Annotated in this window: 16 protein-coding genes; 10 read left to right on the top strand and 6 right to left on the bottom strand. The window is 62.4% G+C overall.

From position 1 onward, the window contains the following. Positions 1 to 177 precede the first annotated feature (177 nt). The 4 genes from OGM67_13020 to OGM67_13035 all read left to right on the top strand — a co-directional run bounded on the left by OGM67_13020 (position 178) and on the right by OGM67_13035 (position 6,753). A complete protein-coding gene (locus OGM67_13020; protein ID UYJ34466.1) occupies positions 178 to 2,940 on the top strand; it encodes a GH25 family lysozyme in 2,763 nt (920 codons plus the stop codon). Between the two features lie 339 nt (positions 2,941 to 3,279). Further along, complete coding sequence (locus OGM67_13025; protein UYJ34467.1) at positions 3,280 to 4,902, top strand: MBL fold metallo-hydrolase; 1,623 nt, start codon at positions 3,280 to 3,282, stop codon at positions 4,900 to 4,902. Next, a complete protein-coding gene (locus OGM67_13030) occupies positions 4,899 to 6,230 on the top strand; it encodes a hypothetical protein (GenBank protein ID UYJ34468.1) in 1,332 nt (443 codons plus the stop codon). The genes OGM67_13025 and OGM67_13030 overlap by 4 nt, the downstream gene beginning before the upstream one ends. Continuing rightward, positions 6,214 to 6,753, top strand: coding sequence for a DUF5662 family protein (locus OGM67_13035; protein ID UYJ34469.1), 540 nt, complete (start codon positions 6,214 to 6,216; stop codon positions 6,751 to 6,753). The genes OGM67_13030 and OGM67_13035 overlap by 17 nt, the downstream gene beginning before the upstream one ends. A gap of 43 nt (positions 6,754 to 6,796) precedes the next feature. On the opposite strand, the gene OGM67_13040 is transcribed toward OGM67_13035, so the two are convergent. Both OGM67_13040 and OGM67_13045 read right to left on the bottom strand, forming a co-directional pair. After that, the gene (locus tag OGM67_13040; protein ID UYJ34470.1) at positions 6,797 to 8,071 is read right to left on the bottom strand and encodes a GDSL-type esterase/lipase family protein; all 1,275 of its coding nucleotides are present in this window, start codon (positions 8,069 to 8,071) and stop codon (positions 6,797 to 6,799) included. A gap of 359 nt (positions 8,072 to 8,430) precedes the next feature. Further along, a complete protein-coding gene (locus OGM67_13045; protein UYJ34471.1) occupies positions 8,431 to 9,084 on the bottom strand; it encodes an ECF transporter S component in 654 nt (217 codons plus the stop codon). 123 nt (positions 9,085 to 9,207) lie between these two features. On the opposite strand from OGM67_13045, the gene OGM67_13050 reads away from it, so the two are divergent. Continuing rightward, positions 9,208 to 10,614: a PLP-dependent aminotransferase family protein gene (locus OGM67_13050; GenBank protein ID UYJ34472.1), complete on the top strand. Its 1,407-nt coding sequence runs from the start codon at positions 9,208 to 9,210 to the stop codon at positions 10,612 to 10,614. A 171-nt stretch (positions 10,615 to 10,785) separates the two neighbouring features. Here OGM67_13050 and OGM67_13055 read toward each other — a convergent pair whose 3' ends face one another. Both OGM67_13055 and hisB read right to left on the bottom strand, forming a co-directional pair. After that, a complete protein-coding gene (locus OGM67_13055) occupies positions 10,786 to 12,018 on the bottom strand; it encodes a serine hydroxymethyltransferase (protein UYJ36239.1) in 1,233 nt (410 codons plus the stop codon). A 208-nt stretch (positions 12,019 to 12,226) separates the two neighbouring features. Continuing rightward, positions 12,227 to 12,814, bottom strand: a complete 588-nt coding sequence (gene hisB / locus OGM67_13060) for an imidazoleglycerol-phosphate dehydratase HisB (protein UYJ34473.1) — start codon at positions 12,812 to 12,814, stop codon at positions 12,227 to 12,229. A 395-nt stretch (positions 12,815 to 13,209) separates the two neighbouring features. Between hisB and dnaK the strand changes: the two genes are divergently transcribed. Beyond that, the gene (gene dnaK / locus OGM67_13065) at positions 13,210 to 14,985 is read left to right on the top strand and encodes a molecular chaperone DnaK (protein ID UYJ34474.1); all 1,776 of its coding nucleotides are present in this window, start codon (positions 13,210 to 13,212) and stop codon (positions 14,983 to 14,985) included. Positions 14,986 to 15,029: 44 nt separating this feature from the next. Here dnaK and OGM67_13070 read toward each other — a convergent pair whose 3' ends face one another. Together OGM67_13070 and OGM67_13075 are read right to left on the bottom strand one after the other, a co-directional pair. Continuing rightward, positions 15,030 to 15,773 carry a VTT domain-containing protein gene (locus tag OGM67_13070; GenBank protein UYJ34475.1) on the bottom strand — a complete coding sequence of 248 codons (744 nt, stop codon included), beginning with the start codon at positions 15,771 to 15,773 and terminating at the stop codon, positions 15,030 to 15,032. A gap of 395 nt (positions 15,774 to 16,168) precedes the next feature. Continuing rightward, the gene (locus OGM67_13075) at positions 16,169 to 17,542 is read right to left on the bottom strand and encodes a citrate synthase (protein ID UYJ34476.1); all 1,374 of its coding nucleotides are present in this window, start codon (positions 17,540 to 17,542) and stop codon (positions 16,169 to 16,171) included. 283 nt (positions 17,543 to 17,825) lie between these two features. On the opposite strand from OGM67_13075, the gene OGM67_13080 reads away from it, so the two are divergent. From OGM67_13080 to OGM67_13095, 4 genes are all read left to right on the top strand, one after another. Continuing rightward, entirely contained in the window at positions 17,826 to 18,818 is a 993-nt protein-coding gene (locus tag OGM67_13080; GenBank protein ID UYJ34477.1) for an isocitrate/isopropylmalate dehydrogenase family protein, read from the top strand. A 178-nt stretch (positions 18,819 to 18,996) separates the two neighbouring features. Continuing rightward, positions 18,997 to 21,243 (top strand): hydratase, encoded by a 2,247-nt coding sequence (locus tag OGM67_13085; protein ID UYJ34478.1) that lies wholly within the window; start codon positions 18,997 to 18,999, stop codon positions 21,241 to 21,243. Positions 21,244 to 21,869: 626 nt separating this feature from the next. Further along, positions 21,870 to 22,451 (top strand): hypothetical protein, encoded by a 582-nt coding sequence (locus OGM67_13090; GenBank protein UYJ34479.1) that lies wholly within the window; start codon positions 21,870 to 21,872, stop codon positions 22,449 to 22,451. A 27-nt stretch (positions 22,452 to 22,478) separates the two neighbouring features. Next, complete coding sequence (locus tag OGM67_13095; protein UYJ34480.1) at positions 22,479 to 23,117, top strand: RpiB/LacA/LacB family sugar-phosphate isomerase; 639 nt, start codon at positions 22,479 to 22,481, stop codon at positions 23,115 to 23,117. Positions 23,118 to 23,198: the final 81 nt, after the last annotated feature.

Genomic DNA, 23,198 nt, shown 5'->3' on the forward strand with positions numbered 1-23,198 from the left:
GCAGACGCGCCCCTCATCCGGCCTCGCGGGCTCGGCCACCTTCCCCCAATTGGGGAAGGCTTTTTTGTGTAAAATTTCCCCAATATCTGCTGCGGCTGATTGTAATTTCTTCGACAAAATGCTACACTAATAATAGCTATCCCTGCATAAAATCTACCCGGAGAGAGGTAAACCGCCGTGCCAGAAGAACGCAAAGTCTACCGCAGCCCCGCCCGCGCTGCCACCAAGGCCAGACCGGCCCAAACGGCGGCACCGCGCCCGCCGCAGCCGCCCCAAAAACCAAAGCGCCGCAGTGCAAAACGCCGCCGCAGCCGTATTGTGCTGGGGCTGTGTCTGCTATGCCTGGCGGTCGTGCTGGTGGTGTCCGTTGTGATGGTGCGCTGCACGGCGGAGCCCGGCGGCCCGGCCGAGGCTGACTTCGGCACGCCTGCCGCCGCATGGCAGAAAAACGAGCTGGGCTACTACTTCAACGCCAGCGGCGGGGCGATCCCGGCGGCGGTGCTGAAGGGTATGGATGTCTCTAAATTTCAGGGAGAGGTCAACTGGGAAACCGCCAAGGCGGCCGGTATCGACTTTGCGATCATCCGCTGCGGCTTCGGCGGTGAGTGGGACGGCGCCGAGGAAAACTGGGCGCAGGATGACCCGCAGTGGCGGCGCAATGCCGATGAATGCACCCGGCTGGGCATCCCGTTCGGCACCTATCTCTACTCCTACGCGACGACGGTGGAGGAGGCCCGCAGCGAGGCCGACCATGTGGCGCGGCTGCTGGGCCTGACTGCGCCCCCGCAGGAGGGGCTGGACGACTACACCGCCAGTCCGTACCGGCTGAGCTACCCCGTCTACTATGATCTGGAGGATAAATACATCAGCGGCGTTTTCCCGTCCGAGATGGCCGAGATCACCAAGGCGTTCTTCGACCGCCTGCAGGAGCATGGCTACACCGGCGAGCAGGGCGTCTATGCCTCGCTGAACTGGGTGCGCGCGCGGTTCAGCGACCCCGGGTTTGACCCGTGGCGCGACAACCTCTGGATCGCCCGCTTCTCTGACGAGCTGGGCTACGCCGGCACCTACGACATGTGGCAGTCCACCTACAGCGCCCCCGGCGCGGACTACGGCGTGCAGAGCAAGACGGTGGACCTTGATTTTGTCATGCGGCCGTTTACTTTTACCGGCGTGAGCGCCTGCAACGGCAAGACTGCCGCGCCGGTGATGCAAAACGATACCCGCACCGATGAGCTGCACATGGACGGCAAGGACGCCTACGCCACCCTTGAGACGAACGAACCTGACGAGGAGGCGGGCGGCCGCAGGGTCTACTGGACAACAAGCGATAAGAGCGTTGCCACGGTGGACAAAAACGGCACGGTCCGCGCCCGCACCGACAGCGGCGAGTGTACGATCACGGCCACGCTGGCCGATGGAACCGAGAGCCGCACCTGCCTTGTGCGGGTGGGGGACATCACGGTTCCGATCTTTGCCACGGCGGGGCTGCGGGGGGACCGCACCACGCTGGCGGACGCCGCCGCGCTGAAGGCCTCCACCCCGGATTCGATCCTGCTGGATGCGGGCGATGCCCTGCACGGCACCCAGAGCGCCAGCCTGACCGGCGGCATGGATATGCTGTCGGCCTTCTCGGCGGCCGGGTATGACCTGCAGGCAATGGCGCTGAACGACTTTGCCTACGGCACGACCCGCCTTGTCAGCGATGCCAACATGGGCAGCGGCCCCTCGCTTGCCTCCAACCTGCTGAACAACGAGGCCACCGCCGTATTTTACCGCTCCACCAGCTGGAACCGCAACCGCGTTACGAACGGCATGTATACGATCGTGGAGCGCGCGGGGTACAAGATCGGCTTCTTTGCGCTGAATGACCCGGCGCAGGCCGCCGGGATCTCGGCGGCCAACGGCGAGTTTATCACGGCCCGCGACTGGACCGATACTGCCAACGAGCAGATCGCGGCGCTGCAGAACGCCGGGTGTGATGCCATTATTGCCATTGCGGCCACCGCGCCCGGGGGTGACTGGCAGAAGGCGCTGCTGAACAGCGGCGTCACCGCCATCATTGACGGCACCGCCGCCGAAAACGGCACGAATGTGCTGGGGGCGGCGCAGGGGCTTGGCGGCATAGCCCGGCTGGATCTGGTGTTCACCCAGGGTGGCGGCTGCCGCGCCGTGCTGCAGAGCGCGGTGACGGCCGAGGCGATGGAGAGCAGCCGCAGCACCTGGCTTGAGATGGCCGCGGCGCAGGCCCAGACCGAGGCCGCCGCCGATACCGCCGACCCCGGCAAGGATACCGCCGCTGCGGGCGGCAAGGACACCGCTGCCCCTACCGAGACGGCGGACGCAGCCCGGCAGGCCGGTGCAGATGCCTATGTCTACGCGGCGGCCAAGATCGCCGCGCTGGATGCCGATGACCAGAGCATCCTCTACACGCCGCTTTTCACCTACGCGGAAAACCCGGACGCGAGCCGGACGATCAGCTTCGGCAACTATCTGGCGGCGCTCTACGCCGAGGCTGTGGCCAACGATACAGCCAGCGGTCTGCCGGAGGGGGCTGCGGTCGAGGCTCTCGCAGGCGGTGTGACCGAGCCGGAGTACGGCGAGATCACCCGCGGCGATCTGATGGCAGCGCTGCCCGCCACGGCGCGCATCCAGCTTGTCAGCATCCCCGCCGATGCCGCCAAGACACTGGCGGACAGCGGCAGCGTGAGCCGCGTCTACCAGAGCAGCCTGACCGAGTACACGCCGGCAGGGGACACCGCCTACATCGTCACCGACACGGCCACGCTGGCGGCGCTGAACGCGGACTACACCGTCCTGCGGGATTACGGCGATGTATTCTGGGCGGTGCGGATGAACATCAACGATTTGACAAACAATTTTGCCGAGAACTTTACCCTGCCCGAGGCCCCGCAGTACGGCGTGGGGCGCAAAAGTTAAATGTAGGGCGGCCTGTCCTCTGGCCGCCGCACTGTGCCTTTAGAACTCCTTTATCCTTTAGCTGTAGGGGGCGGCGTCCTCGACGCCCCGCGGTCTTGCCTGCAGGTTCTTGGCTGACACCACCGGCCAAAGCCCCTCCGGCCTTTGCTTCGCTCGGCCACCTCCCCGCTATGCGAGGAGGCTTTCACGCGGGCGAAGCCCGTGTAAAAGGCTCCCCATTCTGGGGAGCTGGCCGAGCTTGCGAGGCCTGAGGGGCTTTGCGCACCGCACGATCACTACCCATTCTCCCTGCAAGCATCTCTCTTCTTTCTACTCTCTTCACTGAAAAGGGGGACCTATATGAAACTCACATTCTTAGGTGCTGACCGTGAGGTCACCGGCAGCTGCACCCAGCTGGAGGCAGCGGGCCACCGCATCCTGATCGACTGCGGCATGGAGCAGGGCCGCGATGTCTACGAAAACGCCGACCTGCCGTATGCCCCCGGCACCTATGAGGCCCTGCTGCTCACCCATGCACACATCGACCACTCGGGACGCATCCCGTACCTGTACAAAAATGGCTACCGCGGCCCGGTCTATACCACCGAGGCCACCCGCGACCTCTGCGGCATCATGCTCGAGGACTCCGCCCACATTCAGGAGCAGGAGGCCGAGTGGAAAAACCGTAAGGCCATGCGCAGCGGCGCAGAAATGATCGAGCCGGACTACACGGTCGAGGATGCCCAAAACGTCATGAAGCAGTTCGTGCCCTGCCCCTATGAGGCATGGCAGACCCTGTTCGACGGCCCCCAGGGGCGTATCGAGGTGCGCTTTACCGATGTGGGCCACCTGTTGGGCAGCGCGTCGATCTCGCTGCGCATTACAGAGGCGGGCCGCGCGCCGGAGATCATCGTTTTCTCGGGTGATATCGGCAACAGGCATCAGCCGCTCATCCGTGACCCGGCCAACCCCGGCCATGCCGACTATCTGGTCATGGAGTCCACCTACGGCGACCGCAGCCACGGGCCAAAGCCGGACTACCTCGGCGAGCTGAGCGGTATACTGCAGTCCACCTTTGACAAGGGCGGCAATGTGGTCATCCCCAGCTTTGCGGTCGGTCGCACGCAGGAGCTGCTCTATTTTATCCGCCAGATCAAGGCCGAGGGCCGCATCAAGGGCCACGGCAATTTCCCGGTTTTTGTGGACAGCCCGCTTGCCAGCAAGTCCACCACGATCTTCCGCGAAAATTTTGCCGAGTGCTATGACGAGGAGGCGCTTGCACTGGTGCAGAGCGGTGAAAACCCGCTGCAGTTCCCTGGCCTGTATATCAGCGAGACGAAGGAGCAGTCGGTGGCCATCAACGGCGATGAAACGCCCAAGGTCATCATCTCGGCGGCCGGCATGTGCGATGCGGGCCGCATCCGCCATCATCTGAAGTACAACCTCTGGCGGCCGGAGTGTACGGTGCTGTTTGTGGGCTACCAAAGCCCCGGCACGCTGGGCAACGCGCTGGTCAACGGTGCGCAGGAGGTAAAGCTTTTCGGCGAGCCGGTGCAGGTACGGGCGCGCATCGCCCAGCTGGGCGGGCTTTCGGGTCATGCGGACAAGGACGGGCTGGAGGAATGGCTCCGCGCCTTTGACGAAAAGCCGAAGTTCGTCTTTGTCAACCACGGCGAGGACGCCGTCGCCGAGCACTGGGCCAACCATCTGAAGGAGGAGGGCTACGAGGCCGAGGCCCCCTACAACGGCTCGATCTGGATCGCGGCCGAGGGGCGGGTCGCCTGCGCCGAGGTAGGCAACACCCGGAAGATCATCAAGACGAAATCCGCCGAGACCGTGCGCACCAGCGCGGCCTACGACCGACTTTACAATATGGGCCAGCGCCTGCTGGAGGTCATCCGCCACAATCAGGGCGGTGCCAACAAGGACCTTGCAAAATTTGCGGGCCAGATCGCGGCGCTGTGCGATAAGTGGGACAGATGATCGCCATGCTGCAGAAAAAATGGAAAAACCTGCCCGCCGCCCTGCGCACGGTGCTCACCCTGCTGGCCGTGCTGGCGCTGGCGGCACTGCTGACGACTGTGCGCCACAATGCAAGCGCCTACCGCACCGGCGTGTGGGACACCGGCTCGCAGACGCTGATCTATGGCCGTATGCACCAGATGGAGCAGGGCCAGCGTGCGCCCGGCGGCTTTCTGGGCGTGTATACCGAGGATTGGAGCGATGACCAGAACCGCAGCTGGTTCCGGGAGGATACTCCCGCCGATGCGGCGCAGTTCCGCCCCTACACCCACCAGTCCGGCCTGCAGGGCTGGGCGCTGGGCGGGCTGAACCGGCTGCTGCGCGTATTCCTGCCGGAGGGCACCGCCCGGGAGACCGCGCTCTACTGGGTGAACAGCACCCTGTTCTACGCTGTGCAGCTGCTGACGGCACTGGCCGTCTGGCAGGAGCTTGGCGTGCTGCCGGCCGCGTTCTGGATGGCAGCCATACTGCTGGCCCCATGGCTGCAGCGCGGCATGAAGGACCTGTACTGGGTGCCATGGACCTGGCAGCTGCCGCTGCTGGCCGTGCTGCTGCTCTGCCGCTGCACCTGCGCCCGGGGCCGCACCCCGCGCTGGTGCTGGCCGCTGGTCAGCCTTGCCGTGCTGGTGCGCTGCATGTGCGGGTTTGAGTTTATCACGACCTTCCTGATCCTGTGCGAGATACCGCTCTGCTACGCTGCGGCAAAGGCATACTGTGTGGCAAAGGCCCCGCAGCGGGCCTGCCGCTGGCTGGGCCGTGCCGTGGGTGCGGGTGCGGCTGCACTGACCGGTGCGGCAGCGGCGCTGGCGCTCTGGTTCGGGCAGGAGTGTCTCTGCTTCGGCAGCACGGCGGCGGCCTGGCAGAATATGGCCGAGGCCATCACCGACCGCATCAGCCTGACGGACGATGCGGTGCGGGCTGTCACGATCGGGCAGGTGCTGGCGCAGTATTTTGTGCTGGATACCGAGCCGGTGCTGCAGCTGGGGCCGGCTGCCGTCACGGCGGGGCAGCTGCTTCTTTTCGGGCTGGCGGTCGGCGCGGTCAGCGTGGTGATCGGGCTGCGGCGCGGCGTGGCGGCGCAGCTTGTGCCGCTGGGCGTTGTATGGCTGCTCAGCCTTGCGGCCCCGGCCTCGTGGATGGTGCTTTCCAAGGCGCACGCCGCCATACATACCCATCTTGTGCCGATGCTGTGGCACTTTGCCTTTGTGCCGGTCAGCTGTATGCTGCTGCCGGCGCTGGCCGCACTGCTTATCCGGGGGAGGAAAAAAGATCTTGTGGCATCCCATTAAACATTACAGGACCATCCACCACCATAAAATGCTGGTGATGAAGAACTGCTTCCGCTGCGGGCTGTACTGGCAGGGCCTGACCCATGACCTGAGCAAGCTGGCCCCGGTCGAGTTCTGGGCGGGGGCCAAATACTGGCAGGGTACCTGCAGCCCCAACAACGCCCAACGCCAGACTGAGGGCTACAGCGCCGCATGGCTGCACCACAAGGGCCGCAATAAGCACCATCTGGAATATTGGATCGACTACGCCCCAAACGGCGACCATGCCATGGCCGGTATGCGTATGCCGGAACGGTATGTGGCCGAGATGGTCTGCGACCGGATCGCCGCCAGCAAAAACTACAAGGGCGCGAACTATACCGATGCCGCCGCATGGGAGTATTACGACCGCAGCAAGGATCACTACATCCTGCACCCCGAGACCCGCCGCCAGCTGGAGACCTGCCTGCTGATCCTGCGCGATGAGGGCGAGGATGCCTGCTTCCGGTATATCCGCACCGAGCTGCTCGGCAAAAAAGCATAAGAAAAAGACCCCCGCAGCGTCAGGTGCTGCGGGGGTCGGTGTTTTATGTGGGTTGAGTTCCGTCATTCCCGGCGGGAACATCTGCATTGGAGGTGCTCTCCGGGGGCATGGGTGTCGGCTCAAGGGGCATGGGTGTCGGCTCCGCGGTCGGCTCGGGCGTGGGGGCGGCGGTCGGTTCAGGCGTGGGGGGCGGTGTCGGCTCTGCAGTCGGTTCGGGTGTGGGACTCGGCGTTGCAGTGGGCTCAGGTGTCGCGGTCACCTCAGGCTCCGGGGTGGCGGTGGCCTCGGCCTCGCTGCTGGCCGGTGCCTCGGTTGCCTCAGGCTCGGGGGTGGCGGTTTCGGCCGGTACAATGACCGGCACCGTGTAGACCACAGCGTCCTTATCGCCGGTATGCTTGGGGATGGTGGTCAGCGCGGGACGGTCATCCTCCGTGATATAGCTGTGGGTGCGGATGTAGCTGAACAGCGCGTCCATCGCCGTGCGGGTCAGGTGGATGCCATCGCTCGTCTCCACATAGCCGGCCTTGGCGTAGCCGGTGGTGCTGTCCTTGAGGGCCTCGGCGCTGTTCAGAAACTTCCAGCCCTTTTTCTTGCACATCTCCACGAGAGCCTTGTTGAATTCGTCCACCTGTGTCTGGGTAAGGCTCTGGTTGGAATGCTGCTGGCCGATCGGCGGGATCGCGTTGACGATGATGTCCGCGCTGGGGTAGGCGGTGACGACCGCCTCAATGCCGGTCTGGTAGTTTTTTATGAAATCGGCGGTCTTATAGCTGGGATTCAGATCGTTCGTGCCGAAGGTCAGGATGACCCGGCGGGGCTGCAGCTTGGCCACGGCCTGAGGCATCGTCAGGTAGCCGGACCCGGTGCTGAGCTGTACGCAGGCAAAGGTTGCAAGCGATTTGGCGCTCATGCCTACCGAGCCGATGGCGTTGTCATAGCTGCAATAATCGAACATCCGGTACATGCGGGCCGTGTTGCTGTCCCCCAGAAAGAGGGTCTCGTCTATGTAGCTCTCGCCGGCATCGGCGCTCTGCTCCAGAATGGTCGAGGTGTAGGCCTGCGTGTCGATGGTGTTTTCCTCTTTGTTGTAGCCGCTTTCGGTCACCATGGATTCGCTGTCCACGGTCGAAACGCTCTGCGGAGCGGCGCTGCCGAACGGCAGCCAGCCGATGAGCGCCAGCGAAATGCCGATGCAGACCAGCAGCATCACACTGCACAGGGCCAGCACCAGATACATTTTGCTGCGCATATCCAGCGGCTGCTTTTTTTTCGGTTTGGTTTTTCCTGCCATGTAGTGGGTCCTTTCGCGGTCAAGCATAGTGTCTGCTGCAAAACATATAAACCCATTCTACACCATTTCGCCGCCGAGCGCCAGTCTTTTTGCAATTTTTACATAATTTGACGGCAAAAACAAAAACCCCCGCCGGGGCGGGGGCAAACAGAAATGAGGATAGCGTTGTTTATAAAGGCTTCTCCCTGAGGGACTGCGCCCGCAGGCGCGTGTCGGAGCGCAACCGCCGGAGGCGGCTCTTAGCGCGGAGACTGAAGCTGTCCGCGAAGCGGACTGATGAGGGCGGAGTTTGCCAGCAGTACCCGTTTACGGTCTGTATCCGGCAACTTCCCCCTCATCCGGCCCTGCGGGGCCACCTTCCCCCCAGGGGGAAGGCTTTGGGAGAATCATTCCTTCGGCAGCAGGTGTGCCTTTTCCAGCGCGGGGCGCAGTGCCAGATAGAGCAGCACGGCGCAGACGGTGGACAGCAGCGAGTTGACAAGGGTGACGCCGCTGGAGATCTTGGTCACAACGCTGACAAACTCGGCAGGCTGGCCGAAGATATAGCGGTTGCGGAAGTAGCCGATGAACGGGTCGGTAAAGACATTGACCAGCAGGCCGCTGAACGCAGAGGCCGTGACCGCGCCGATGTACTTGAGCTTGCTGTCGGTCGGGAAGCTGCGCAGGTGGATGACCCTGTGCGCCACGCCGCCGCAGACCAGACCGATGATGAATTTCAAAATAAAGGTTGTGACGGCATAGCCCGGGTCACCGGCCATAATGTCGGCCAGTGCCAGACCGATGGCACCGGCCAGACCGCCGGAAACGCCGTCCAGCAGCAGGGCGGTCAGCGCCGTGAAGGTGTTGCCCAGATGAAAGCTGGACCCGGTGCCCAGCACATTCGGGATGCGGAAAAACTCATACGCGACAAAGCTCAGCGCGGCCATGATGCCGATGATGCTGATCTTCTGCACGGTGAATTTGGTTTTTGTCAGCGCTGCGATGAGCAGTGCCAGAGCCACTACGATAAACAGCAGCAGCCAGATCATTGCGGTAGACATGATTCCTTACTCCTCTATTGACATTTTCCTTCCGGGAAGGTATGTTTTTATTATACTGATTTCTGGCTCTGAATAAATGCCCAGTTTTAAACTTTTTTATGGGGCCAGAAGAAAGGGCTTGCCATGATAGAACTGGACCCGGGCACAAAGACCCCCCTGTATGAGCAGCTGTATGCCGCCCTGGCCGATGAGATCCGCACCGGGCAGCGCGCGCCCGGCACCCCGCTGCCGGGCCGCCGCACGATGGCCGCCCAGCAGGGGGTCAGCGTCAACACGGTGGATGCCGCTTACCAGATGCTGGCCGCCGAGGGGCTGGCCGAGCCGCGCCCGCGCAGCGGCTTTTATGTGCAAAAGACCTACGGCATGCTGCACAGCCGGGTGCGCCGCGCCGCCGCCACGCCCGCCGCTGCCGCCCCGGCCGAGCCTGCGCCGCTGTACGATCTTTCGACCGGCAGCGTGGACACGGCGCTTTTTCCGGCGCGCAGCTGGGGGCGCATCCAGAAGGAGCTGCTCTACCAGCGGCCCGAGCTTTTGCAGCGCGGCGAGATGCAGGGTGATGCCCCGCTGCGCGCGCAGATTGCGGCGTATCTGTCAAGCTACCGCGGTGTCGAGTGTACCCCGGAGCAGATCGTGGTGGGCGCCGGCATCGAGTATCTGCTCGGCTGCCTTGCACATCTGTTCGGGGACGGCATGGCGGCCATCGAGAACCCCGGCTACTCCCGCACGCGGACGGTCTTGCAGAACAGCGGCATCCCCTGCACGCTGGTGGACATCGACCGCGAGGGTCTGCCTGCCGATGCGCTGGAAAAAAGCGGCGCAAACCTCTGCTACCTGACGCCGAGCCATCATTTCCCGACCGGCGTCACGATGCCCGCCCCCCGCCGCGCACAGCTTTTGGCGTGGGCGGCGGCCAGGCCCGGGCGGTATATATTGGAGGATGACTACGACTCGGAGTTCCGTTTTGATACGCGGCCGCTGCCCAGCCTGCAGGGCATGGCAGGCCCCAACGGCCCGGTCGTCTACCTGACGACCTTTTCCAAGAGCCTTGCGCCGGGCATCCGCATCGCCTGCATGGTGCTGCCCCAAAGCCTGCTGGCGCGCTACCGGCGCGATTTTGCCACCTACGCCAACACGGTCAGCCGGTTTGAGCAGCAGACCCTCTGCGAGTTCATGGCGGGGGGCTACTTCACGCGGCATCTCGCCCGGATGCGCCTTGCCTACAAGCGCCGGATGGAGGCGTTCGCGGCGGCGCTGCGGGCCGCGCTGCCCGGCGCAGAGCTGGACGGCGTACACAGCGGGCTGCACTTTCTGCTGACGCTGCCCGGCGCGGGCGGCGAGCGCGCCATGGTCGAGGCAGCGGCCCGGCAGGGCGTGCGGCTGCGCGGCCTGAGCGAGTATTATCTGGCCCGGCCGGAGCTGTGCCGGCCCGATACCGTGGTTGCGGGTTATTCCGCACTGCGGGAGGAGGATGTGCAGGCCGTGGCACAGGCGCTGGCAAGGGCGTGGCTTTGCGCACCCGGCAACGGGTAAAGCCCCTCCGACCTTCGCTTCGCTCGGCCACCTCCCCGCAAAGCGAGGAGGCTTCCCGCGGGCGAAGCCCGCGCAGAAACCTGAGGGGCTTTGCAGCCTTGCCCAAACCACCCACAAAAAAATCCCGCCGGGGTTCACACCTCGGCGGGACGGTTTATTTATTGCTCAGAATCACTCGTACAGCGGGAACTTCGCGGTCAAATCGGCAACGCGCTTGGCAATGTCGTCCTTCTTGGCGGCAAAGTCAAAGATGCAGTCCGCGATGCAGTCGGCGATGATCTTCATCTCCTCAACACCCATGCCGCGGGTCGTCACGGCGGGGGTGCCGATGCGCACGCCGCTCGTCACAAACGGGCTGCGCTTCTCACCGGGGACGGTGTTCTTGTTGGCGGTGATGTGTACCTCGTCAAGATTATGCTCCAGCTCCTTGCCGGTGCAGTCCTCATCAGTCAGGTCGATCAGCAGCAGATGGTTGTCGGTGCCGCCGGAAACCAGCTTCACGCCGCGGGCCGTCAGCTCGGCCTCCAGTGCCTTCGCATTTTCAACGATCTTGCGGGCATACTCCTTGAACTCAGGCTTCAGTGCCTCGCCGAAGCAGACGGCCTTTGCGGCGATGACATGCTCCAGCGGACCGCCCTGCGTGCCGGGGAAGATGGCGGAGTTGATCCGCTTGATCAGGTACTCGTTGTTCGTCAGGATCAGGCCGCCGCGGGGGCCGCGCAGCGTCTTGTGGGTCGTGGTGGTCACGACATCGGCGTAGGGCACAGGGCTCTGGTGCTGACCGCCTGCGACCAGACCGGCAATGTGGGCCATATCGACCATCAGCATGGCACCGTAGCCGTGGGCGATCTCGGCCAGCTTCTCAAAGTCGATGGCGCGCGGGTAGGCGGACGCACCGGCCACGATCAGCTTGGGGCGGACCTTCGCCACCTGCTTGGCCAGCGCGGCGTAATCAATGCGGCCGTCCTCGGCCGAGACGCCGTAGGAGACGAAGTTATAGTTTTTGCCGCTCATATTCACGGGGGAGCCGTGGGTCAGATGGCCGCCCTGAGACAGGTCCATGCCCATGACGGTATCGCCCACGTTCAGCAGCGCAAAGTAGACGGCGAGGTTGGCCTGTGCGCCGGAGTGGGGCTGGACATTGGCGTACTTGGCGCCGAACAGCTTGCAGGCGCGGTCGATGGCGATCTGCTCGACCTCGTCCACAAACTGGCAGCCGCCGTAGTAGCGATGGCCGGGGTAGCCTTCCGCGTACTTGTTGGTCAGCACGCTGCCCATGGCCGCCATCACGGCGGGGGAGACGATGTTCTCGCTGGCGATCAGCTCAATGTTCTGGCGCTGGCGGCCCAGCTCACGGTCCATGGCCGCGCCCAGTTCTGGGTCGACCTTTTCCACATAGCCGATGGTGTCGATGATGTCCTTGTACATACTGCTTTCCCTCCATTTTAGAAATAAAATCACGCCTTACATCGTATTGTGAACGTAGGGGCGGGGCTCTGCTCCGCCCGTGGCCGTTTGCCATGCGCGATACATTCCCGGAAAAAGGATACCGCGCAAGGCTGCCGGGCGGAGCAGAGCCCCGCCCCTACATAGATACAATCCGTAAGGCGGATTATAATGTCCCCTTTGTCGACAAAACCCCGTCGATCCGCGCGTCCCTGCGGGTAGCAGCGTCCAGAGCTTTGGCAAAGGCTTTGAACATGGCCTCCAGCTTGTGGTGGTCGTTCTCACCGTACAGCACCTTCAGGTGCAGGTTCATCATGGCGCTGTAGGATACGGCGTAGAAGAACTCCCGCGCCATCTGGGTGTCCATGCCGCCGCAGCTTTGCCCGGCAAAGGCGGCATCGTAGACGAAATACGGCCGCCCGCCCAGATCCACGGCGCAGAGCGCCAGCGTCTCGTCCATCGGCAGCATACAGCTGCCGTACCGCACAAGGCCGGCCTTGTCGCCCAGCGCCTCCTTGAGGGCGGTGCCCAGCGCAATGCCGATATCCTCGATCGTGTGGTGGCAGTCTACATCCAGATCGCCGTGGCAGGTCACGCTCAGATCAAACAGGCCGTGGCGGGCAAAGCCGTCCAGCATATGGTCAAAAAAGCCGATGCCGGTGTGCAGGTCGGTCTTGCCGGTGCCGTCCAAGGCAAGGGTCAGCGTAATCTGCGTTTCCCGCGTGTTGCGGGTCACAGTCGCGGTGCGTGCCATGAGAAGCCCTCCTCTTTAGTGCTTTAAACTAACTATAGCACGTTGGGGCGTGTGCGTCAACATTTTCTTAGCCTTCCCCCTGGGGGGAAGGTGGCCCCGCAGGGCCGGATGAGGGAAAGCTTTCTGGATACAGACCATGAACGGGTTGTGGCAGCAAGCTTTGCCCTCATCAGTCGGCGGGCGGGGCCGCTGACAGCTTCAGTCTCCGCGCTAAGAGCCGCCTCCGGCGGTTGCGCTTCGACACGCGCCTGCGGGCGCAGCCCCGAGGGGGAAGCCCCGCAGGTTTATAAAATTCGCCCCAATTTATTTACGAAATCGCAACACTTTTCGGCGCGGCAAACGCTACAATAGAAGCAAGAATCAAAATTGTCTTTTTTGAAAGGACAAATACCACCATGGCAAAAATGATCGGAATTGATCTGGGGACCACAAACAGCTGTGTGGCTGTGGTCGAGGGCGGCAAGCCGGTCGTCATCTCCAATGCCGAGGGCCAGCGCACAACGCCCTCTGTTGTGGCCTTCACCAAGGCGGGGGAGCGGCTGGTGGGCGAGCCTGCCAAGCGTCAGGCCGTGACCAACGCCCCGCGCACCGTGACCAGCGTAAAGCGGCTTATGGGCAGCGAGACCCGCGTGCCCATCGATGGCAAATGCTATACGCCGCAGGAGCTGAGCGCCCTTATCCTGCAAAAACTCAAGACGGACGCCGAGGCTTACCTCGGCGAGGCCGTGACCGAGGCGGTTATTACGGTGCCCGCCTACTTCAACGATGCCCAGCGGCAGGCCACCAAGGACGCCGGGCGCATCGCCGGGCTGAATGTGCGCCGTATCATCAACGAACCGACCGCTGCCGCGCTGGCCTACGGGCTGGACAACGGCCGCACCCAGACCGTCATGGTCTACGATCTGGGCGGCGGCACCTTTGATGTATCGCTCATCCGCATCGGGGACGGCATCGTGCAGGTGCTTTCCACCTGCGGGGACAACTACCTCGGCGGCGATGATTTTGATGAGCGGATCGTAAACTGGATGGCTGAGCAGTGCAAGGCCAGCCACGGCGTGGACCTGACCACGGACCGCGTGGCCATGCAGCGCCTGCGCGAGGAGGCCGAGAAGGCCAAAAAGGAGCTTTCCAGCGCCAAGCAGACCGAGCTGAGCCTGCCGTTCCTCACCACAACGGCGCAGGGCGCGCTGCATCTGCAGCTGACGCTGACCCGCGCCAAGTTTGAGGAGCTGTGCGCCGATCTCATCGAGCGGACGGCGCTGCCGGTGCGCAATGCCCTGAGCGATGCCCGCCTCTCCGCAAGTGATCTGGATCAGGTGTTGCTGGTCGGCGGCTCGACCCGCATCCCGGCCGTGCAGGCCAAGGTCATGCGGATGACCGGGCTGGAACCATCGCGCTCACTGAATCCGGACGAGTGTGTGGCGCTGGGCGCCGCCGTGCAGGCGGGGCGTCTGGGCGGCGTGGCCCTGACCGGCCCCGGCGAGGGCCTGCTGCTGATGGATGTGACCCCGCTGACCCTCTCGATTGAAACCGTCGGCGGCGTGGCAACGCATTTGATCGAGCGGAACTCCACGATCCCGACACGGTTCAGCAAGGTGTTTACCACCGCGGCACCGTTCCAGAATACCGTGGAGATCAAGGTCCTGCAGGGCGAGCGTGAGTTTGCCCGGGACAACAAGCTGCTGGGCACCTTTACGCTGCGGGGCATCAAGCGGGCGTGGGCGGGCGTGCCGAAGATTGAGGTGACCTTTGACATTGACGCCAACGGTATTGTGATGGTCCGGGCGCGGGATATGGACACCGGCAAGGAGCAGAGCATCACGATCTCGGGCACCTCCAATCTGAGCGAGGCCGAGATCACCCGCGCCATGCGGGACGCCGCCGCCTTTGCCGGGCAGGACAGAGAGCGCAAGGCTGCCTTGGAGGCGCTGAACGCTGGGGAGGCTGCGCTCTACCGTGTGAACACGGCGCTGGGCAGCAAGGCCGGCAAGGCGCTGGACCGCGCGACCCGCAGCAAAATAAAAGAAGCCGAGCGCGTGCTGGAGCGTGTGCTGCGGCACAAAAAGGCCGACCGCCTGACCCCGGCCGATGTCGCCGCCATCACCAATGCGCGCGAGGCACTCTCTGCCGTGGCTGCGCCGTTGGTGGCACAGTGGGAGAGTAAAAAATGATATTTGCCTTCCCCCTCAGGGGAAGCCTTAAAAAAGCCGAGGCTTTATGCCTCGGCCTTTTTGGTATGCCTGTTTTTGAGGTCGTGCGCGTGTGCGATGAGCCTTGTGCGGTTGAAGAACAGAACACCCACAAAGCTGAACAGAACCACGCCGACAAGAACCGTGAACAGCCAGTTCCCCTCCAGAATAAAACTGCCTGCGGCGCAGGTCAGCAGGGTGGGAAAGGGCAGGCTGATAAAGATGGCGGCGATAAAATGCTTCGGCCGCATGCCTGCGTTGGCGGCGGCGTAGGGGATGATGCCGTTGGGCAGACCCGGTGTGATGAACGCAAGGATCGTGTAGAACCACGGGTCTTTGCTGCTGCGCACGCTGTTCAGCAGCTTGGTGGCCTTGGCATTGTCGGCGGTCAGGCGGCGGATGACCGGTGCCAGCCGCCGCGCGGCGAGAAAGACGGTGAGGTTGGCAACGGCCGAGGCGGAAAAGCTCGTCACAAAGCCGAGCCACGGCCCATAGGCAAGGCCCGCCGCCAGCTGTACCGGCATGGCGGGAATGACGAGGGAAAGCACCTGCACAACGGCCAGAAACCACAGCGTCAGAAAGCTGCGCAGCCGCCCCTGACTCGTCAGATAGGCGCTGAGGGCCTGCTCGTCCCCGGCGGAAAACGCGCTCCACAGGCCGGGCAGCAGCAGGCGGAAGGTCTCCACGATGAGCAGCACCGTCACCAGCACGACCACCGCCACCGCGAGCGCAGCAAGGCGCTTTTCCCTTGTATTGGCATGTTCGGACATGGGTAAATATCTCCTTATCGAATAAAAACAGAAAATACTATACCAAAAACAGCGGAGGAATGCAAGGGAATTTTGGGGGGCGTGCTTCTGGCGGGAAACGGGCAAAGCCCCTCCGACCTTCGCTTCGCTCGGTCACCTCCCCACTTACGTGAGGAGGCTCTTTGCGGCCAAAGGCCGCCAGAAAGGCTCCTCGCTTTGCGGGGAGCTGGCCGAGCTTGCGAGGCCTGAGGGGCTTTGCAGCATTCGCGGCGTTCCCGGAAGGGATAAATCCCTCCCCTACATGTAAAACATAAAAGGGCAATGTCGGGTAGGCCCCGGGCCGGGCATGCCCGGCCCCGACAACTGCGGCGAACAAAAAAATCCCGGTGCACACTTGCACCGGGGAAATGGCAATCTTATCTCTCCTCCAGCGCCACATACTCCTGCGGTTTGCCGACATACTGGTAGGCGGGGCGGATGATGCGGTTGGCAAACTCGACCTCCTCCACGCGGTGGGCGCACCAGCCCGGCACACGGGCAATGGCGAACAGCGGGGTGTACAGATCCTCGCTGATGCCCAGCATGCGGTAGATCAGGCCGCTGAACAGGTCCACATTGGCGCAGACCTTTTTGGGGCCGTGCTTTTCCTCGGCAAAGACCTGCGGGGCCAGCCGCTCGATGCTGCACAGCATCTCGTATTCCTCATCATAGCCTTTTTTATAGGCAAGGCTCTTGGCGTGGGTCTTGAGAATCTGGGCACGCGGGTCGCTCAATGTGTAAACCGCGTGGCCCATGCCGTAAATTAAGCCGCTGCCATCGCCGCGCTCTTTGCGGAGGATCTTGCGCAAGAACTCCCGCACCTCGTCGTCGTTGGTGGGGTCCTCCACATTTTCCAAAATATAGTCCAGCTGGTGCATGACCTTCAGGTTGGCGCCGCCGTGCTTGGGGCCTTTCAGCGCGCCGATGGCCGCCGAGATGGCTGCGTAGGTGTCGGTGCCGGAGCTGGACAGCACGCGGCAGGTGAAGGTCGAGCAGTTACCGCCGCCGTGGTCGGCGTGGACCAGCAGGCAAAGGTCGAGCAGCCGCGCCTCCTCATGGGTGAATTTCTGGTCGGCACGGTAGGTGGACAGGATATGTTCGGCCGTGCTCTGTCCCTCGGTGGGCAGGTGGAAGTACATGCTATTGCGGTCGTAGACGCGGCGCTTGATCTGGTAGGCGTTGACCATCATCGTGGGCAGCTCGGCGATCAGGTTGATGCTCTGGCGCAGGATGTTGGGCAGGCTGTTGTCCTCGGCGTGCTCATCGTAGCTGTACATGGCCAGCACGCTCCGCGCTATCTTGTTCATCAGGTTGGGGGACGGCGAGTTTAAGATCATGTCGTCGGCAAAGCCCTGCGGCAGCTCACGGTGATGCTCCAGCAGCTTGCGGAACTTGGCGTACTGCTCCTGCGTGGGCAGAGAGCCGAACAGCAGCAGCCAGATAACCTCCTCAAACATGAAGCGGTCGTGGGCATCGGCTGCGGCGGCCAGCGTGTCGATGTCGATGCCGCGGTAGACCAGCCGACCCGGGATGGGCGCGATGGTGCCGTCCGGGCGCTTGTCATAGCCAATGACGTTGGACACATTCGTGATGCCGGCCAGTACGCCGGTGCCGTCCAGATTGCGCAGGCCACGCTTGACGCCCATCTGATCCGCCAGATGCGGGTCCAGCGTGGCGTTATGCTCTAAATATTCATTGCAGAGCAGGTTCAACTCATCCGGCTCCAAAGCCGGGACGTCCGGGTAATACATCGCAGATACCCCTCTCTCTATACGCTTTGCATTTTTATACAGACGCATACCCCTGCGGGCCTTCCCTTACACCAAGCGCCTGATAGATTGATTTTATAGTATATTGGCGCTTTCGTCAAGGAAAACTTAAAAATTTTGCAAAATTGCCAAGTTGGCACTTTAAATAATTAAGCTGGTGGGCAGATTGCCGCGAAATGTGTAAAAATGCGCATTGACAACCGCCCCCAAACCGGTTACTATTATGTATATTGTAAGAAACACAGGGAAAGGGGAAAGTATTTTTATGAAAGCAGTTCTGATTCCGGGCGACGGCATCGGCCGTGAAATCGCCGAGAGTGTGCGCGCCGTCTCCGCCGCGCTGGACACCGGCATCGAGTGGCAGGAATATGCCGCCGGTGCCGAGTATGCCGCCGAGAGCGGCGAGCTGATCGCCCCCGGCGCGCTGGACGCCATCGAGGCCTGCGGCTGGGCGCTCAAGGGCCCCACGGCTACCCCCATCGGCAAGGGCTTCCGCAGCATCAATGTGCAGCTGCGCCAGCGCTTTTCCACCTACGCCAACCTGCGCCCTGTGCACACGCTGCCGGGCGTACCCACCCGCTTTGACAATGTCGACCTCGTCATCGTGCGCGAGAACACCGAGGATCTGTACAAGGGCATCGAGTATATGGTCAACGATGAGATGGCCAACGGCGTCAAGCTCATCACCCGCCCTGCGTGCGAAAGGATCTGCCGCTTTGCCTTTGACTATGCCCGCAAAAACGGCCGCAAAAAGGTCACGGCCGTGCATAAGGCCAACATCATGAAGCTGACGGACGGCCTGTTCCTGCGCACCTTCCGCGAGGTGGCGTCCCACTATCCCGAAATCACCGCCGATGACTGCATCATTGATGCGCTCTGCATGAAGCTGGTGCAGAAGCCGGAGCAGTTCGATGTATTGGTGGCCCCGAACCTCTACGGCGATATTATCAGCGACCTCTGCGCGGGGCTTGTGGGCGGTCTGGGCTTTGCGCCCAGCGCCAACATCGGCGATAACACGCGCATTTACGAGGCCGTCCACGGCTCTGCGCCCGACATTGCCGGGCAGGACAAGGCCAACCCCAGTGCGATCCTGATGGCCTTTGCGATGATGCTCAACGACCTTGGCGAGACGGAAAAGGCCGCCCGCCTGAACGCCGCCATCCTGGCCCAGGTCGCCGAGGGCAAGGTTGTGACCGCGGATATCGGCGGCACTGCAGGGACGAAGGAGTTTACGCAGGCGGTTATTGCACGACTGTAACCTAAAAGGCTTCCCCCTCGGGGGGAAGCTGTCGGCGAAGCCGACTGATGAGGGCAGACCTTCCGGCAAGAATCCGTAAACGGGAAATATGGCAGGCTTGCCCCTCATCCGGCGCTTCGCGCCACCTTCCCCCTAAGGGGAAGGCTTTTGCGATACATATAATACGGAGGGTTCTCCCATGAAACTGCACGACCATGGCGTTTATCTTGTAAACGGCGTCCCCCAGACCACGGCCCCGGCGGGCGTGACCGAGGCCGAAGCCAAAAAAGGGACCATCGCCTACGGCATCCTGAAAGCCCATAACACAAGCGATTCCATGCAGGATCTGCGCATGAAATTCGACTCGATGACCAGCCACGACATCACCTATGTCGGCATCATCCAGACGGCCCGCGCCTCCGGCATGAAGGAATTTCCGCTGCCCTATGTCATGACGAACTGCCATAACAGCCTTTGCGCTGTCGGCGGTACCATCAACGAGGACGACCACCAGTTTGCCCTGTCCGCCGCGCACAAGTACGGCGGCATTTATGTCCCGCCGAATATGGCGGTCATCCACAGCTATAACCGGGAAATGATGTCCGGCTGCGGGCGGATGATCCTCGGCTCTGACTCCCACACCCGCTACGGCGCGCTGGGGACGATGGCCGTCGGCGAGGGCGGCGGCGAGCTGGTCAAGCAGATGGTCGGCCGCACCTACGATATGGCCTACCCCGGCGTGATCGCCATCTACCTGACCGGCAAGCCCAACCCCGGTGTCGGCCCCCATGATGTCGCGCTGGCGCTGGTGGCCGCCACCTACGCCAACGGCTATGTGAAGAACAAGGTCATGGAGTTTGTCGGCCCCGGCGTTGCCAATCTTAGCGCTGATTACCGCAACGGCATTGATGTCATGACGACCGAGACGACCTGCTGGTCCTCCATCTGGCAGACAGACGATACCACGAAGCAGTATTTTGAGCAGCACAACCGCCCCGAGGCCTATAAGGAACTGAAGCCCGCCGATGTGGCCTACTATGACGGCTGCATTGAGCTGGATCTCTCCACCGTTGAGTGCATGATCGCCCTGCCGATGCACCCGAGCTACGCTTACCCGATCCGCGAACTGAAAGCCAACGCGAAAGAGATTTTGCAGGCTGCTCAGGATCAGGCCAATAAGCAGCTGGGCGGCAAGGTCGAGATGGACTTGGTCGGCAAGATCTGCGACGATGGCCGCATCTATGTGGATCAGGGTGTTGTGGCCGGCTGCTCCGGCGGCACCTATGAGAATATCTGCGCGGTCGCGGATATTATCCGCGGCAAGAGCTGCGGCAACGGCGAGTTTAAGCTCAGCGTCTACCCCGACAGTATGCCGACCTATCTGGAGCTGGTCAAAAACGGCGCAGTGGCCGATATTGTCTCGGCCGGCGGCATCTTCCGAGAGTGCTTCTGCGGCCCCTGCTTCGGCGCGGGCGATACCCCCGCCAACGGCGAATTCTCGATCCGCCACACGACCCGCAACTTCCCCAACCGCGAGGGCTCGAAGCCCGGCGAGGGTCAGATCAGCGCTGTGGCGCTGATGGACGCCCGCTCCATTGCGGCCACCGCAGCCAACGGCGGCTACCTGACCGCTGCCAGTGAGCTGACCGATGCAGAGTACACCCTGCCCGAATACCACTTTGAGCAGGGCGTCTACGACAAGCGCGTCTACAACGGCTGGGGCCGCCCCGAGCCGGACTACGCGCTGAAATTCGGCCCGAACATCAAGGACTGGCCCGAACAGCCCGCCCTGACCGAGGATCTGCTTGTCAAGATCGTCAGCTATATCACCGACCCTGTCACCACGACCGATGAGCTGATCCCCTCGGGCGAGACGTCGTCCTTCCGGTCGAACCCGCTGCGTCTGGCGGAGTTCACCCTCTCCCGCAAGGATCCGGCCTATGTGCCGAACGCCAAGGCCGTCAAGGCGCTGGACGCCGAGCGCCGCGCAGGCGCTCTGCCCGCTGAGATCGCGCGTGTCTACGATGATTTGAAGAAGCTGGGCTACACGCCCGATGCGGCAAATACCAACATCGGCTCGGCCATCTTCGCCAACAAGCCCGGTGATGGTTCCGCCCGCGAGCAGGCCGCCAGCTGCCAGCGTGTGCTGGGCGGCGCAGCCAACTTTGCCTGCGAGTACGCCACCAAGCGCTACCGCTCCAACTGCATCAACTGGGGCATGCTGCCGTTCCTGCTGGATACGCCCAACGTGCTGGCCAACGGCGATTACGTCTACCTGCCCGGTGTGCGCAAGGCGCTGCTGAATGCCGATGACGAGTTGACTGCCATCGCCGTAAAGCCAGACGGCGGCGTAGTTCGCTTTACGGTCAGCCTCGGCGCTATGACCGATGCCGAGCGGCAGATCCTGGCGGACGGCTGCCTCATCAATTATTACAAGAATAACTAAAGAAAAACGGCCCGCTGGGAAAAAAATCCCGGCGGGCCGTTTCTGTAGAGGCCGATGCTTGCATCGGCCCGCGGAGGGGTCAAGACCCCTCCCTACAATGCAATTCAAAAGGGGTGCTGTAGGGGCGAACATTGTTCGCCCGCGGCACATGGCGGCGGTCACAACGCTTCCGGGGCGATGACGAGCATCGCCCCCTACACCGTAGGGGCGGATTCCATATCCGCCCGCAGCGTCCGGCGAATCGCCGCAAAATTTCTTGCATACCGTCGAAAACCCTGTTATAATACAAAAGCCGCCTGTTTCAACAGGCGGTAAGGCGCTGCACACAACGGCAGGCGGTTGGCCCCACCCCCGAAAGGAGGTGAGACCATGCGATTTACATTTACTTTTTATGTTGGCCGCAAGACCATCACATTAAGTTTAGTCGTAAAAAGCAAGAACCGCCACTCGGCAAAGTGACGGTTCTTAGGTTTTCCTAAATCCCATTTTGATCGGGCCAACCGCTTGTCGCAGCGCCTTTTCTGTTATTATTATACCGCACACCACAGGTTAAGTCAAGCCCATTGCACCCGCGCAAATTTCGTGCTACAATAGCCTTATCATTAAACAGCAAAGGACGAAAAGCAATGAGTGCGATTTTAGCAGTGTGCGGTGACGGCTTCTGCGCCATGGTCAGCGATGGCCGCTTTGTCGAGGAGCCTATCACCGGCGATACACCCCATGTCATCAAAAACGACCTGCCCAAGGTCCGCAAGATCAACCGCAATGTGGTGGTCGGCTTTGCGGGCGATACGCTGGCCGCCGTACAGATCATCAATGCCGTGGACGAGTACCAGACCCAGTACCTGACGCTGGAAAAGGTCGTCAAGATCCTGCGTGAGAAGGCCGCCACCGTGCAGGTGCAGCCGGTGGGCGTCCGGCTCATCGTGGGTGGGCGCAACCGCAAGGGCGAGTTCGTTATGACGATGCTGGGCAGCGCCGATGGCTACGAGCCGCAGACTCAGGCCGCCCGCCCGGGCGCCTACCTCATCGAGGGCGCCTGCTCCCACACCGATGTGGCCCTCTGGCTCGAGGAGGAGGTCAAGCCTCAGGCTGCCGACTGGCGCAGCCTTGACGATGTGGCCCGCACGCTGGATGGCTGCATTGCCAAGATGGCCAAGAACGACAAGAGCATCAATACCACATATTTCCGTCAGCTTGTCCGCTGATATACAACGATAAAGGGAGAAAAAATTATGAAAATCGCTTTGATCAATGAGAATAGCCAGGCTGCTAAGAACGCACTGATCGAATCCACGCTGCGCAAGGTCGTGGAGCCGATGGGCCATGAGGTCGTCAACTACGGCATGTATGCCGCCGACGATGCCGCCCAGCTGACCTATGTCCAGAACGGTATTCTGGCCGCTGTGCTGCTCAACTCCGGCGCAGCCGACTATGTCATCACCGGCTGCGGCACCGGCGAGGGTGCCATGCTGGCACTGAACAGCTTCCCCGGTGTGATCTGCGGCCATGTCGAGGATCCCGTGGACGCCTACACCTTCGCCCATGTCAACGACGGCAATGCCGTGGCGCTGCCCTTTGCCAAGGGCTTCGGCTGGGGCGGCGAGCTGAACCTTGAGTACATCTTTGAGAAGCTGTTCGGCTTCGGCCACGGTCAGGGCTACCCGAAGGAGCGCGTTGTGCCCGAGCAGCGCAACAAGAAGATTCTGGACGGCGTGCGCGCCGTTGCGTTCCGCGACCTGTCCGACATCTTGAAGGACCTCGACCGCGATCTCGTCAAGGGCGCCTTCGCCGGTGAGCACTTCGCCGAGTATTTCTTCCCCGCCTGCAAGGACGAAGAGCTGGCCGCCACCGTCAAGGAACTGATGGCGTAAGCTTTGCTGTGAAATAAAAACTGCCGACCTCCGGCAGGTTGTAGGGGCGGATGCTTGCATCGACCCCTACAGCTTACCGGA

Source organism: Oscillospiraceae bacterium (genome assembly GCA_025757985.1).
In the GTDB taxonomy this organism is placed as follows: domain Bacteria; phylum Bacillota; class Clostridia; order Oscillospirales; family Ruminococcaceae; genus Gemmiger.

Bases quoted from the DNA above. Each gene is read 5' to 3' on its own strand.
- OGM67_13025 (UYJ34467.1), top strand. From the start codon at position 3,280: ATGAAACTCACATTCTTAGGTGCTGACCGTGAGGTCACCGGCAGCTGC.
- OGM67_13030 (UYJ34468.1), top strand. From the start codon at position 4,899: ATGATCGCCATGCTGCAGAAAAAATGGAAAAACCTGCCCGCCGCCCTG.
- OGM67_13040 (UYJ34470.1), bottom strand. From the start codon at position 8,071: ATGCTTGACCGCGAAAGGACCCACTACATGGCAGGAAAAACCAAACCG.
- OGM67_13045 (UYJ34471.1), bottom strand. From the start codon at position 9,084: ATGTCTACCGCAATGATCTGGCTGCTGCTGTTTATCGTAGTGGCTCTG.
- OGM67_13050 (UYJ34472.1), top strand. From the start codon at position 9,208: ATGATAGAACTGGACCCGGGCACAAAGACCCCCCTGTATGAGCAGCTG.
- hisB (UYJ34473.1), bottom strand. From the start codon at position 12,814: ATGGCACGCACCGCGACTGTGACCCGCAACACGCGGGAAACGCAGATT.
- dnaK (UYJ34474.1), top strand. From the start codon at position 13,210: ATGGCAAAAATGATCGGAATTGATCTGGGGACCACAAACAGCTGTGTG.
- OGM67_13070 (UYJ34475.1), bottom strand. From the start codon at position 15,773: ATGTCCGAACATGCCAATACAAGGGAAAAGCGCCTTGCTGCGCTCGCG.
- OGM67_13075 (UYJ34476.1), bottom strand. From the start codon at position 17,542: ATGTATTACCCGGACGTCCCGGCTTTGGAGCCGGATGAGTTGAACCTG.
- OGM67_13080 (UYJ34477.1), top strand. From the start codon at position 17,826: ATGAAAGCAGTTCTGATTCCGGGCGACGGCATCGGCCGTGAAATCGCC.
- OGM67_13085 (UYJ34478.1), top strand. From the start codon at position 18,997: ATGAAACTGCACGACCATGGCGTTTATCTTGTAAACGGCGTCCCCCAG.
- OGM67_13090 (UYJ34479.1), top strand. From the start codon at position 21,870: ATGAGTGCGATTTTAGCAGTGTGCGGTGACGGCTTCTGCGCCATGGTC.
- OGM67_13095 (UYJ34480.1), top strand. From the start codon at position 22,479: ATGAAAATCGCTTTGATCAATGAGAATAGCCAGGCTGCTAAGAACGCA.